At 32.2% G+C, this 12,932-nt stretch carries 12 protein-coding genes and 1 rRNA gene; 2 read left to right on the top strand and 11 right to left on the bottom strand.

What is annotated here, in order from left to right; translation table 11 throughout:
- The first annotated feature begins 146 nt into the window (after positions 1-146).
- Positions 147-255 (top strand): 5S ribosomal RNA (rrf, locus tag HGK31_RS11585).
- Positions 256-398: 143 nt separating this feature from the next.
- Positions 399-896, top strand: coding sequence for a hypothetical protein (locus tag HGK31_RS11580; protein ID WP_191860090.1), 498 nt, complete (start codon positions 399-401; stop codon positions 894-896).
- On the opposite strand, the gene HGK31_RS11575 is transcribed toward HGK31_RS11580, so the two are convergent.
- The 11 genes from HGK31_RS11575 to HGK31_RS11525 form a co-directional block, all read right to left on the bottom strand.
- Positions 889-1,116 carry a DUF6095 family protein gene (locus HGK31_RS11575; protein ID WP_191860088.1) on the bottom strand — a complete coding sequence of 76 codons (228 nt, stop codon included), beginning with the start codon at positions 1,114-1,116 and terminating at the stop codon, positions 889-891. The genes HGK31_RS11580 and HGK31_RS11575 overlap by 8 nt on opposite strands.
- Positions 1,106-1,924, bottom strand: a complete 819-nt coding sequence (murQ, locus tag HGK31_RS11570) for an N-acetylmuramic acid 6-phosphate etherase (protein ID WP_191860087.1) — start codon at positions 1,922-1,924, stop codon at positions 1,106-1,108. Before murQ ends, HGK31_RS11575 begins: the two co-directional genes overlap by 11 nt.
- A 27-nt stretch (positions 1,925-1,951) precedes the next feature.
- The gene (locus tag HGK31_RS11565) at positions 1,952-2,773 is read right to left on the bottom strand and encodes a DUF4249 domain-containing protein (protein ID WP_191860085.1); all 822 of its coding nucleotides are present in this window, start codon (positions 2,771-2,773) and stop codon (positions 1,952-1,954) included.
- 1 nt (position 2,774) lies between these two features.
- Complete coding sequence (locus HGK31_RS11560) at positions 2,775-5,150, bottom strand: TonB-dependent receptor (RefSeq protein ID WP_191860083.1); 2,376 nt, start codon at positions 5,148-5,150, stop codon at positions 2,775-2,777.
- Between the two features lie 69 nt (positions 5,151-5,219).
- Positions 5,220-7,448: an NADP-dependent isocitrate dehydrogenase gene (locus tag HGK31_RS11555; RefSeq protein ID WP_191860081.1), complete on the bottom strand. Its 2,229-nt coding sequence runs from the start codon at positions 7,446-7,448 to the stop codon at positions 5,220-5,222.
- 100 nt (positions 7,449-7,548) lie between these two features.
- A complete protein-coding gene (locus HGK31_RS11550) occupies positions 7,549-8,121 on the bottom strand; it encodes a pentapeptide repeat-containing protein (RefSeq protein ID WP_191860079.1) in 573 nt (190 codons plus the stop codon).
- Between the two features lie 694 nt (positions 8,122-8,815).
- Positions 8,816-9,169, bottom strand: coding sequence for a 50S ribosomal protein L19 (rplS, locus tag HGK31_RS11545; RefSeq protein ID WP_104736136.1), 354 nt, complete (start codon positions 9,167-9,169; stop codon positions 8,816-8,818).
- A 184-nt stretch (positions 9,170-9,353) separates the two neighbouring features.
- A complete protein-coding gene (gene trmD / locus HGK31_RS11540; RefSeq protein WP_191860077.1) occupies positions 9,354-10,031 on the bottom strand; it encodes a tRNA (guanosine(37)-N1)-methyltransferase TrmD in 678 nt (225 codons plus the stop codon).
- A gap of 207 nt (positions 10,032-10,238) precedes the next feature.
- On the bottom strand, positions 10,239-10,814 hold the full coding sequence (locus tag HGK31_RS11535; protein ID WP_191860075.1) for a helix-turn-helix domain-containing protein: 576 nt from the start codon (positions 10,812-10,814) through the stop codon (positions 10,239-10,241).
- Entirely contained in the window at positions 10,807-11,277 is a 471-nt protein-coding gene (locus tag HGK31_RS11530; RefSeq protein ID WP_191860074.1) for a hypothetical protein, read from the bottom strand. Before HGK31_RS11530 ends, HGK31_RS11535 begins: the two co-directional genes overlap by 8 nt.
- A 1-nt stretch (position 11,278) precedes the next feature.
- Positions 11,279-12,664, bottom strand: coding sequence for a serine hydrolase (locus tag HGK31_RS11525; protein ID WP_191860072.1), 1,386 nt, complete (start codon positions 12,662-12,664; stop codon positions 11,279-11,281).
- Positions 12,665-12,932 lie beyond the last annotated feature (268 nt).

Genomic DNA, 12,932 nt, shown 5'->3' with positions numbered 1-12,932 from the left:
TAATAACCCATAGGCTTATTGTACAGCCGTTCTTTTTATAAGTGCAAACTATTTTCATGTAAACTTTTCAATATGTCAACAATATTTGTCACATTTTATATGTGACGCTGAAAGTAATAGATAAAGCTATTACATCAGCTATAACTTAAGGTGGTTATAGCGACGGGGCTCACCTCTTACCATTCCGAACAGAGTAGTTAAGCCCGTTAGCGCCAATGGTACTGCATCTCGTGGGAGAGTAGGTCGCCGCCTTTTTTAAGACTCAATCATTTTTTTGGTTGAGTCTTTTTTTTTTGCTTTTTTTGTAATACATGTAAGGTTAGTTTGTTTTAAAGACCAATTGAAGAAATTTAATTATATTACAGACCAATTGAATTCTACTCTTTTATAAGCCTTACATGAATACAATAATACAAGCTAACTTAAATACACTTCAAAAAGTATTTTTTTTATTATCCAACTTATCTGACCAAATTTTATCTGATGATTCAATACCTCCTTATTATTCAAGCGTAGGATCTCATATAAGGCATGTACTAGACTTTTATGACTGTATATTGAAATCTGATCAAATATTTGATTTGACTGCTCGATGTAGAGATTTAGAAGTTGAAACAAATTGTGAAAGTGCACTAAAATATTTAAGTATTTTAGAAGAGAGATTGTTGAGCCTTGGTGATTTGGACTTAAAAAAAGAAGTAACCGTGTTAGATGATTTAGGAGTAGGAAAAGAAAAGATAAACTATACTTATTCAGCTTTATTAGCTCAAGCCAATAGTCATGCAATTCACCATTATGCCATAATTAATTATATATTGGATGGATTAAAAATTACCATTAATGACATTAATTTTGGATACAATCCTACAACACCAAAATCTATTAATCTTAATTAAACATACTATTTATTATAGTTTTTAAGCCTTTAAAAGCTAAAAAGATAGCTGCTGAACAAACTAATATACCCACTATTAAAATTGGGATATACAATGGTTTTTCTTGATTACTAAAAGCAATATGTAACAATAAGGGACCAATAAACATGCAAACTAGAGAAATGGCCATTTTTTTCAGACCTTGTACTAAAATTTCTTTATTTGTGTGTTTAGTTTCCATTTTTATGATTTTCAATGGCAGAACGAACATTTCCATATTTTTCCAACAAAATTTTAGCATCTTGATAAGAAATATCTAATTCATTCATGATCATTTTTGTTCCTCTATCAACTAATTTGTTATTGCTTAATTGCATATCAACCATTTTATTGCCCTTTACTTTTCCCAATTGAACCATAGCTGCTGTTGAGATCATGTTCAATACTAGTTTTTGAGCTGTTCCAGCTTTCATTCGTGAACTACCCGTTACAAACTCTGGACCTACAATAACTTCAATTGGAAATTTAGCAGTCTTTGATAATGGGCTATCATGATTACACGTTATACCACCAGTAATGATATTATTGTTATTACAAGTTTCAAGTCCGCCAATAACATAAGGGGTAGTACCTGATGCTGCTATCCCAATAACAACATCATTTGCATTGACATCATATTCTTTAAGATCTGACCAAGCTTGTACTTTTGAATCTTCAGCAAATTCAACGGCCTTTCTTATGGCATCATCGCCTCCAGCCATTAATCCAATAACAAGATCATGAGGAACTCCAAAGGTTGGTGGACATTCAGATGCGTCAACAATTCCTAATCGACCACTTGTACCTGCACCAATGTAGAATAAGCGGCCACCTTGCTGTAATTTGTTTACAATTACAGTAACCAATTTTTCTATTTGTGGAATTGCTTTTTCAACAGCGTTTGGAACGGTTTTATCCTCACTATTAATATTTATCAATAATTCAGAAATTGACATTTTTTCCAAATGATTATAATTGGAATCTTGCTCCGTAGTTTTAATGAAATTCATAAATCAAAAATAAGGTTTTTTGATTATTTAATTTTGAACGGTATATATTATTTCAGATACTTCTGATAATCTAAAATAGCCCAAAGGATAATTATTAGAATTAGTTACATTAATACAGTTTCCTCGCACAGTGGCTGGTTGTGTTTCAAAGGGGCCACCTCCTTGACTTGTTTGTTGAAGGAGTACAAAGATAAACTCATAAAATTGTTCTGAAACACCGTAATTTCTAATTATCACTTCATCACCAGGTTCTAAATCTTCTTCTACATAGAACCCAAAAATTTCATTGCCGTTTACAAATTCATCTTTGAATGTGTCTAACGTAGGCGTTACTGGAATACTTGGTATATATTCAAAAAAATAATAATTTTCTTCATCTGCAGGATCTGTAAAAAAAGCTTTTAGTTCAGTTTCTTCACCAGTAAAACCGCCTTCTAAATTTTGTTCAACACGATCGATTTCAGCAACTGATAGAAGTGTATCTGTGGCGGTATAGGTTTCATTGTTGTAAATAATAGTTAAGGTATATTCTGAATTAATGACTGGAATAAAATCAGAATTCATGTAAATACCTGAATCACCTTCTTCAATAAAATCAAAAATATTGTTGTTTTGGTCTGTAATAGAAACTAGAGCATTGTTGGCTGGAGGTACACCGTCATTAAAAAATGGAGCTGTTAGCGTCAATTTAATTGATTGTTCATTTCCAGCGGTTCCTTTAAACCAATTTATTGATGCGTCAATAACTAATCGTGGTTCTGAAGTAGGTACATCAACGTCAATAACATCCTCACATGAAAATACTATAAAGGCAATAAATAAAAGGAGTATATATTTAATTTTCATCATGTTAAAATTTAAAGTTATATGAAACGGATGGTACAATGCCAAAAATTGAAAGTCTTACGGCTTCATTGACACCAGTATCTCTGTTTTCTTGAAAATTTATTGATGCGGCATTGCGCCTGTTATATATATTGTAAATACCAAAAACCCATTCGCCTTGCCATCTTTTTTTAGAGTCGGGTTTTGGTGTATAAGTTGCAGAAATATCTAATCTGTGATAGGCTGGTAATCTATATTCATTTCTTAAACCATAGTTTGGAATGGTAATGCCGTTATACTCATATTGAGCGTTAGGATAGGTAACTGGTTGTCCCGTTTGAAATAAGAAATTAGCATTAAAGCGCCATTTTCTGTTGAAATCACAGCTACCAGTAAATGATACATCATGTGTTTTATCATACGGTGTGCTATACCATTCGCCATTATTTATTCCTGGTTCAAAGTTATTTCTACCAGGCGTACGTTGTTCAGATTTTGAAAGTGTATAGGCAATCCAACCTTTAAAACGACCTTCGTTTTTTCTAAAAAGTATTTCCAAACCATAGGCTCTAGCTTCACCATTTAAAATAACCTGTTCTATGGCGTCATTGGCAATTAAATCTGCGCCATCAATATAATCAATTCGATTTTTAACTTTTTTATAAAAAGATTCGACTTCTAAAGAGTAGGTGTTATCTCTTAAATTCTTAAAATATCCTATTGCAATTTGATCCAGTATTTGGGGTTTTATATACTTGCCACTTGGAGCCCAAACGTCTAAAGGTGTTGGTGAGCTGGTATTAGAAATTAAATGTAAATATTGACTCAAGCGATTATAACTTGCCTTAACTGAAGCACTGTTGTTTAATAAATAAGACAATGCTAATCTTGGTTCAAAATTGCCGAAAGATTTAATCACATCACTTCTATTGTATTTTTCGGTACCAAGTGGTTCTGCTTTTTCATAAATTTGAAGTTCTTGGTTAAAATTCACGGCTTGGTCATTTGCATAAATATTCAATTCGTCTTGGCCTAACCTTAAAAATGAATTATAACGTAAACCATAAGAAGCACTCAATTTATTAGTCAATTTATGTTCTATGTCTAAATACAAGGCATTTTCAAAGGCATATTTGTCAATTAGCTTATCTGCATTGATACCAGACTCATCATTTGAGGGTTTTATTTCACCAGGATTGAATTTGTGATAAATACTGTTTAAACCATATTGTAGTTTTATTTTATCACTTAAATAATGCTTGAAATCATACTTTATATTAAAATTTCGAATACCTGAATCCCAATTAAATCCAACAAAATCAAGACGAAGACCATAGTAGTAATCGGAATAAATTAAGGACAGATTTGAGAAAAGTTTATCAGAAAATAGATGATTCCACCTGAAGTTTAAAACGGTATTTCCATAGGTATTTTTAAAACTTTCATTCAAACTAAATACGTCACGACCAAAATAGCCAGATAAATAGACATTGTTGTTTTGATTTAGTTTGTAACTTATTTTTGTATTCAAGTCATAAAAATAGGCTTTGTTCTCAATATCAAATAACGGTAAAAATAAGTGTGCATACGTTGCTCTACCACCTAGTAGAAAGGAACCTTTTCCTTTGTTTATTGGGCCTTCAGCAAGTAACCTACTGGATATTAAACCTATGCCACCATTCATGTGGAATTTGTTACTGTTTCCTTCTTTTTGATAGATATCTAAAACAGAGGAAACACGACCACCATAGCGAGCAGGAATTCCTCCTTTATAAAGCTTTAAATCTTTAATAGCATCAGGATTAAAAACTGAAAAGAAACCAAATAGATGTGAAGAATTATAAATAGTCGCTTCATCTAGTAATATTAAATTTTGATCGGCTGCACCACCACGAACATTGAACCCTGAAGCACCTTCTCCTGCAGTGGTTACACCAGGTAACAATGTGATGGCTTTTATTACATCGGCTTCACCAAAAACTACAGGAATTTGTTTAATGGTATTAGATGTAAGGGCATTGATACTCATTTGTGGTTTTCTAATGTTGAGTTTTTCAACATTCTCTTTTATTACAACTTCATCAAGGCTTTCGACTGATGCGATAAGACTAAAATCTTTTTTGATATTATCAGTTAAGTCAATGGTTTCTGTAATGTTTTGATAGCCTAAATAACTTATTACTATATTATAGGAGCCTTTGGGTATGGTGATGGAATAAAATCCGTATTCGTTGGTTGTTGCACCAGTTTTTAATTCAGGAAAGATGATGTTAACGCCAATTAACGTTTCGTTGCTATCTGCATCTGAAACTATACCACTTAAGGTTACTTTATCTTGAGCGTATGTAAAAATATTGATCAAACATAGCAGTAGCAGTAGGTAATAAGTTTTAACCGTCATTAATAGCAATTTTTAATAAAAGTATAAAAAAAGCTCCTTTAAAAGGAGCTTTTCATATTAACTTTATGTTTAGTTTATTGAATCTAATATTTTGTTTAGTGTATCACTTGGTCGCATGACTGAATTAGCCATGGCATCATTTGGTTCGTAATAACCACCAATGTTAACCGAATTACCTTGAACTTTATTTAATTCTTCTATAATTAAGGTTTCTTTATCCTTAAATAATTTTGATAAACTGGCAAACGTATTTTTGAGTTCAGCATCTTTATTCTGATTGGCCAAGGCTTCTGCCCAATACAATGCTAAATAAAAGTGGCTACCTCTGTTATCCAATTCCCCAACCTTACGTTTAGGTGATTGGTTGTTCTGTAATAATTTTTCTGTTGCATCATCTAATGCTTCACCAAGAATAGATGCTTTAGGATTATTAGAAGCTTCACTTAAATGCTCCAATGAAACAGCCAATGCTAAAAACTCACCTAATGAATCCCAACGTAAATGATTTTCTTCAACCAACTGCTGAACATGTTTAGGAGCAGAACCTCCTGCACCTGTTTCAAATAATCCACCACCATTCATTAATGGAACAATGGATAGCATTTTTGCACTGGTTCCTAATTCTAAAATTGGGAATAAATCTGTTAAATAATCACGTAATACGTTACCCGTAACTGAAATGGTATCCTTTCCATCCTTTACACGTTCCAATGTAAATTGAGTTGCATCAACAGGTGAGAGAATACGAATATCCAATCCATTGGTATCATGGTTTTTTAGATAGATATTGACTTTTTTAATTAATTCAGCATCATGAGCTCTATTTTTATCTAACCAAAAAACGGCTGGTGTTTGAGAGTTTCTGGCTCTTGTAATGGCTAGCTTAACCCAGTCTTGAATTGGAGCATCTTTTACTTGGCACATTCTCCAAATATCACCAGCTTCAACGTTATGTTCCATTAAAGTATTCCCAGAGGTATCAATAACCGAAACTTTTCCGTCGCTTGAAATTTCAAATGTTTTATCATGCGATCCATATTCTTCAGCTTTTTGTGCCATTAAGCCAACATTAGGAACGGTTCCCATAGTAGTAGGATCAAAGGCTCCATGTTTTTTGCAAAAATCAATAGTAGCACTATACACACCAGCATAACTGCTATCTGGAATTACAGCTTTGGTATCTTGTTGCTTACCTTCTTTATTCCACATTTGGCCAGATGTACGAATCATAGCTGGCATGGAAGCATCAATAATGACATCACTAGGAACATGTAAATTTGTAATGCCCTTATCGCTATTGACCATGGCTAAATCTGGTCGATTGTTAAACGTAGCTTCTATATCAGCTTCAATAGCCTTGCGTTTTGCTTCTGGTAATTCTGAAATTTTACTTACCAAATTACCGAAACCATTATTAACATCTACACCAATAGCATCAAAATCGCTTTGATACTTTTCAAATAAATCTTTAAAAAACACCCGAACAGCATGACCAAAAATAATGGGGTCACTTACTTTCATCATAGTCGCTTTCATGTGAAGTGAAAAAAGTACGCCTTGTTCATTAGCATCAGCAATCTCACGTTCTAAAAAGCTTAATAACGCTTTTTTACTCATTACAGTTGCATCAATAATTTCACCAGACAATAATGGAAATGCAGGTTTTAAAACTGTTTCATTTCCTGATATATCAGTATGAACTATTTTAATTGACGTAGCATCTGAAATAGTTGTCGATTTTTCATTATGAGCAAAATCACCTTCGCTCATTGTAGCTACATGTGTTTTGGAGTCTTTGCTCCATGCTCCCATAGAGTGTGGATTCTTTTTGGCAAAGTTCTTCACCGCTTTAGGTGCGCGACGATCCGAATTACCTTCACGAAGTACTGGATTTACAGCACTTCCTTTTATTTTGTCATAACGATTTCTGATGTCTTTTTCAATGTCATTTTCAGGGTTGTCAGGGTAATCGGGAAGCTTGTAACCTTTTTTCTGCAACTCTTTTATAGCAGCTTTCAATTGTGGAATTGAAGCACTAATATTTGGTAATTTTATGATATTGGCTTCAGGTTTTTTAACCATCTCACCTAAAATGCCAAGAGCATCTTCTACTTGTTGTTCTGCACTTAAGAAATCTGGGAAAACGGCTAATATTCTAGCAGCCAATGAGATGTCTTTAGTTTCAACAGTAATTCCAGATGATTTTGCAAATGCTTTTACTATTGGTAGAAAGGAGTAGGTAGCCAATGCTGGAGCTTCATCTGTTTTAGTGTAAATTATTGTAGAAGATTTTGTCATAATTATTTAGATTTTTATAGACGTGAATGCTTTGTTTTTAAGAACTGCAAATATAACAAATATTGCTGATTTATAGATGCATCACGCTGTTTAACCCAATTTATTCTATAATGATTTGATGGTTTGATAATAAGGTAAGTGCACCATCTTTTGAAAATCGTGCTTTTTTAAGTTTATTGTTATTTGGATTAATATTAAAATTATTTGCTGTCCTGAAATCTACATGTTCCAAATAGGTATTTTCAAATATAGCATGCTTTAAATCTGATTTCTCAAAGCGTACTTTTGATAAATTGGCATTAGTAAAATCTACTTTTTCAAAAATACAATGGTTAAAATGCGTTTGGTTTAGATTTTTATTGTAGAAAGATGAAAAACTAAAAATAGAATGATGCGCTTCAATTGAAAATAGAAAGTCACTACATTCCGTGAAATTTATACCCAACAATTTACTATGTGTAAATAAAACCTCATTAAAAGTACTGTCTTTAATTTTTACGCCACTTAAATTACAGTCAGTAAACTGACATTCTATAAAAGATGTGGCAGATAGGTATGAATCAGTAAAATCGCAGTTTGTAAACGTACAATTATCATATTCTGCTTTAGGAAGACCCTTTGAGCGGTAGTCTTGTTTTTCAAATTTTTGATCAGAGATAACGGGTAAGTTCATGTTTTTATTGATACGGTTTTAATATACGAAACACGAATATATAAAAAACAAAAGCCATATCACTTCAGGATAAACCTGATGTTGACATGGCTTTCTTTTGAAATGTTTTGCATGATCTATGTAACATTGCTGCTACCTCATATGAAAATACATTCATACTTTTCAATTCAAGCGAAACCGTTTCAAAAAAACATTTTTAATAGTGCAACTTTCAAAATGTATTGACGTGTTGCTAAAAATGTTTCGTTTTAATTGCTTTTCTTGATGATTTGTCCGTTGTAATCCATTTTCATGACTCACCATTTTCAAATCATTGCTACATGTGTGTAACCATCACTTTCGATTCAATTACTATCCGTAGCTTTCCACTTCCAAGTTACAACCTACAGAATATGCTGTACTTTTTTAGCTTCATGATTTCTCAACCACATATGCTTACACATACTGTTTCAAAACCTCAAAAAACAATTATATAAAGAACGTTACTTTATACGATTTAAGAATAAAGTAGTTATTTTCAAACTAACACCAACCGAAGTTGTCCCTTAATCGTTTTGCTAATATATGGCGACATTTTAAATTTCCAAATTATTTAAGGTGTTAGATATCAACCAATTATAAACAAGAGTTATTAACTTTTGTTCATAAAAAAAGCCCTGTAAAAACAGGGCTTCCCAACGTTATTAACTGATTATTAACGTTTCATACTTTCTTTAATTCTTGCTTTTTTACCAGTCAAGCCTCTGAAGTAGTAAATACGTGCTCTACGAACGCTACCACGCTTGTTCACTTCAACTTTTTGTAATGCTGGCATGTTTACTGGGAAAATACGTTCTACACCAATAGTTCCAGACATTTTTCTGATAGTAAAAGTTTCTGAAGTTCCTGTTCCTCTTCTTTGAATAACAACACCTCTAAAAAACTGTGTACGTGTTTTATTACCTTCTTTAATTTCGTAATAAACCGTAATTGTATCTCCAGCACTAAACTCTGGAAAATCTTTTCTTGTTACAAACTCGTCTTGTACAAATTTTACTAAAGATTCCATATCTTTAAATTTAAATCAAATTAATTCGAAACAACATTCACGATTCTCGCCAGAGGTTAACCCGAAATTGGGTGCAAATATAAGTAATAATTAATAATGCACAATTAATAATATATTTTTTTACTTGTTCTCGATACTTTTCGACCTTAAGGGTCGAAACACTCGAACCGACGTCATAAAGAGTTTAATCATCCAATAAATCAGGACGTCTTTCTTTTGTGCGTTTGTAGGCTTGATCCTCGCGCCACTTTTCTATTTCAGGAAAGTTACCACTAAATAACAATTCCGGAACATCCCAGCCTTTATAGCTGCGAGGTCTTGTGTAAATAGGTGGAGCCAATAGATTGTCTTGAAACGAATCGGTTAGGGCAGAAGTCTCATTACCTAAAACACCTGGAATTAATCTGATAACCGCATCGCATAAAACAGCTGCACCTAATTCGCCACCAGAAAGTACATAATCACCAATAGAAATTTCACGAGTTATAAAATGATCACGCACGCGTTGGTCCACACCTTTATAATGTCCGCAAAGAATGATTATGTTTTCTTTAAGCGAGATTTGATTGGCAATGCCCTGATTTAAGGTTTCGCCATCTGGTGTCATATAGATTATTTCATCATACTTACGCTCGGCTTTTAAACCTGAAATACATTTATCTATGGGTTCAATCATCATGACCATACCTGCACCACCACCAAATTGGTAATCATCTACAGATTTATAGTTGTCTGTAGTATAATCCCGAAGATTATGAAAATGTACCTCTACTAAATTGGCCTCAATGGCACGCTTTAAAATAGACGCCTCAAACGGACTTTTAAGTAATTCTGGTAAAACGGTAATGATATCAATACGCATAGTCTTGCTTTAAAATGCAAATATACTTGAAATGTTTGGTGAAATCAGGATTGTTAATTTTGAATTTTCGTTAACGATCTAGTATATGATTTCGTTTCGGGAAAGTCCGCAGGACCCTTCTGCTCAAGAATCAGTATAAATGTAAGATTATTTTACCAATTAATACTTAGCCAGCTAAGCATTATACAAGTTGTTGTACGCTGGCTTTTATTTTAAAAATTTAATTTTCGGATTGTAGATTATATCCTTTTCATTACTGATTCTTATTGAATTTAGTAATATTAAGATCAAATTGATAAAGTACATAACTCCAATAATAATGAAAATCTTGCTTAGAGTAAAACTTTCTAATATTCCAATTTTTGAAAAGAGAAACCATAAAAAAGGAATAAAAAACAGAAGTAATGTCCAAGTTATCTCAAAATTGATTAGATCTTTTCCTAATTTATTGATGTTTTTGATTTTTCCTTTTCGTGATGTCCATAATATGAATGGAATTAAAATCCCAAGCAATGGAAAGAACAGAAATGTTAGAGCTGAAAGATTCATAAACGTTAAATACTTTTTGTCTTCTTTTATAGACCAATCAATTAATTCATCAGGATTTACTTTTAAAGCATTTGCTAATCGCTTCAATGATTCACCTGTAGGGTTTGATTCACCCTTTTCAATCCGTTGAATAGTTCGTAAACTTAAACCAGATTCTTCTGCTAGAAATTCTTGAGACATTCCTTTCTGGTTTCTTAATTCTTTTACTCTTAAAGCCAAATAGTTGTTATCCATTTTCTAAAGATTTCTTTTTAGTTAGAGTTTTTCTGTACCTCATTATTGTGATGGTTAATGTTCCTAATAAAAATCCAGGAATCAATTGAACTAACGACCCGTATATAACATGATTTAATAGCGCTTGCCCAAAATTATCAAAATATAGTCCATAATGAGTACCAATTTCCCATTTTGTATCTACCCACCAAAGTATGGCAACTGGAATTCTTGAAACAGGTGAGTAAATAAGTAAACTAAAAAAAAGAATCTTGAATGCTTTTTTAAGTTTAGCTATTTTAATACCTAAATATATTGCAAATCCTAACGTAAGCCAAAGTAACCCAATAATAAAAATAGAATATTCAGGCAATCCCAATAATTCCAAACAATATCTAACAGGTGTTAGGATTAGTGCAATTATTATAGGGGTTTTAGCATAATATATGCCTTGCTGCAAACTAGTTTTTTCTTTATTTTTCATACTAGTTCTTTTTAGCGATAATTTTACGACCAGATTGATTCATTGTTAAGCTAATAATAGTATTCGTCTCATTTTTATTAAACGTGATTTCTGCATCTACGATTTTTACAAAAAAATGATTTTGAGTTTCAGCAAAAAGTTTAACCTTTTTTGTTTGACCTGGAGCTAATAAGTATAATTGATTTGTGTTATCTAAACCGACTGTGAGGTTTACGTTTGGTTTAACCTCATAAGTACCCGTATAGTTATTCAATATCTCAGCGGGAACTGCAATAGACTTCCTTTCTTGTTTAGTGATTTTAATTGCTGCTGAAACTTTATTTGCGTCAGGGCTAGTAACAAATAATTCTGCAACTTGTTTTGCAACGTTGTTTACATTTTTACAATTGCAATTCGTTAATGCAGTTATATATACGTTTTCTTTAGGTAAAAACAGAGCAATACTGGTAAACCCCTTTGTGCTTCCTGTGTGAGCAATTACAGGAGAATTTCCCAATCTTGAAAACCGAAATCCATATCCGTATGGTATTTTTTTTTCGCTATTTAATAGGGTTGGCGTCATTGCTTGCTTTATACTAGACTCATTTAAAAGAGTGTTTGAATGTAATGCATTTTGCCATTTTAAAAGATCTTCCGTTGTAGATAATATTGCACCTGCTGAATACGCTAATGACAAGCTCATATAATCTGCGTTTATATAATCATTTTGTTCAACTATATAACCTTTAGTTTGGTATGGAATAATATGTTTCATATTTCCATAGTAGGACGAACTCATTCCTACTTTATCAAAGATTTTTTCTTGAATAAATTGTCCATAAGATTGCTTGGAAATTGTTTCAATAATTTGTCCCAATAAAATATAACCTGCATTACTGTATTTAAATTTTTCACCAGGCATAAATTCCAATGGTTCATCTTTAAAATAGGTAATAAGTTCTTTTGGAGACCTATCTACTCTTGACGTGTAATTCTTTTCACTTAAGAGTGTTTTGTTTTTTATTCCCGAAGTATGATTTAATAAATGATGAATGGTAATATTTTTTCCAAGCTCTGCATATTCAGGAATATATTTTCCTATTTTATCTTCGATATTGAGCTTACCTTGCTCTGCAAGCATTAAAATTGAAACTGCAGTAAATTGTTTTGTGATGGAACCAATCTGAAATACACTGTTAATCTCTATAGGTGTATTTAATTCTAAATTTGATTTTCCTAAAGCTTTTTTATAAATGGCTTTACCGTCTTTAGCTACCAAAATTGCAATGCCAGGATCATTAGCATTATATTGTAGGGAAACTATAGAATCAATTTTTGATTCATAACTTTGACTAAAGTTAAAATATGTAATGAAAAGAAAAGTGAGTGTTGTAAAAAAATTATTCATTGATTTGTATTTAATGTTCAGTGAACAAAATTAAACACAATGGGTGATGACACTTGCGCCAAGCTTATGACATCTTTATGACATCTGTGGCAGTCCTTTGAATACTTGATAGATATGGACTTAGTTGTTATTAGATTTTAAGTATAACGTATCCTTTATTCAGTCGAGTCTAGTGTGCTTAAAACTTATTGATATGATATCGTTTTAATGATTTATATCAGGAGTTACTGAAGTCAATTCAGCACAAGTAACGAACTTCGATGAAGTT

This window comes from Hanstruepera ponticola, assembly GCF_012931685.1.
Classification (GTDB): Bacteria; Bacteroidota; Bacteroidia; order Flavobacteriales; family Flavobacteriaceae; genus Hanstruepera; species Hanstruepera ponticola.
Note: the sequence above shows the minus strand (reverse complement) of the source record. Positions and strands in the feature narration are given on the sequence as shown.